The 1,128-nt window shown below is 70.4% G+C and carries 1 protein-coding gene; it reads right to left on the reverse strand.

Annotated elements, in window-relative coordinates:
* A partial coding sequence (locus BUE44_RS35585; protein WP_235002780.1) for a DUF6531 domain-containing protein occupies positions 1 to 743 on the reverse strand: 743 nt, incomplete at its 3' end.
* Between the last annotated feature and the right edge of the window lie 385 nt (positions 744 to 1,128).

A 1,128-nucleotide genomic window follows, 5' to 3' on the forward strand; every position in this document is an offset into this window, starting at 1 on the left:
TCGGTCAGCTTGTACCCGCCGCCGGAATGCTGCGTGACGGTGATCGTGGCGCCGTTGTGGTCGGTGACCTTCGCCAGGACCCCGGCGGAGGTGTAAGTGTCCTTGGACCCGGACTTGCGGTCGGTCAGCGTGTACGTGCCGTCGCTGTTCTTGACCAGGTCCTGGGAGTACCCGGCCGGGGTGACGTACGCCGACCCGGAGCCGGCGGTGAAGTGCACCGTCGCGCCGGTGGAGTCGATCAGGTAGACGTCCGAGCCGGAGACCTGGAGCCGGCGGTCATAGGTCAGCCACCACCGGTCACCGACCGTGCCGCCGACCCCGGTGAACGAGCTGTACGTCTGCGCCAGCTGCAGCCGGTCACCCGCCCCGGCGATGTCGAAATCGGTGCCCGCCAGCAGGAAGTCACCGCTGGACAGGTCCACCCGGGCCACCAGGGAGTCGGTCAGGCGGGTATCGGAGAACTGGTGCCAGGGCACCTGGCCCTGACCGGTCGGCGGCGCCACCAGCGGCGAGACGTTATCGGCCGACGCCTTGGATGAGGCGTGCGGCCGGGCCGCGCCGGCGGCAAGGGTGGTCACCGAGGCCACCGGCCGGTTCTTGCCCACTTCAACCGCCGGCACTGTCGCCGGGGTGTGCCGGCCCCACGCCGAACCGGTCGGCGGCGCCGCGGCGGCGATGCCGGCGCCCAGCGGTATCCCGGCCGCGGCAACGGCCAGCACCGTCCCGGCTGCGGCGACGGTCAAACGTAAACGGTGACGGGCACGCGAAAGCGGGCCCTGCGAGATGTTCATCTTCCCCCCATGGAAAGAGTCCCCGGTAGCCCCAACGGCTCCAGGAGGCCCACAACCTGTCACCCGCCCACCACGAAAAGCGAGATCGTTTCCCTCGAACACCCATTCCATGTCAGCCAGATCCCGCCAAAGGCCGACCCTCCGCTTACCGCCCGACCGGGGCGGCGACCACCCCGACGGCCAGGGCAACGCAAAGACCGCAGGCCACCACCGGGGCAACCATGCGACCCGAAACCGACCCCGGAACCCCACCCTCCAGCCGCCCCCGGCATCAACTCCCCTGCGGAACTGGCACTGACGCCCAGCACTCTGAGCGACCCGCGTGCGGACCCCGGAA

It is taken from the genome of Actinacidiphila paucisporea (genome assembly GCF_900142575.1).
In the GTDB taxonomy this organism is placed as follows: Bacteria; Actinomycetota; Actinomycetes; order Streptomycetales; family Streptomycetaceae; genus Actinacidiphila; species Actinacidiphila paucisporea.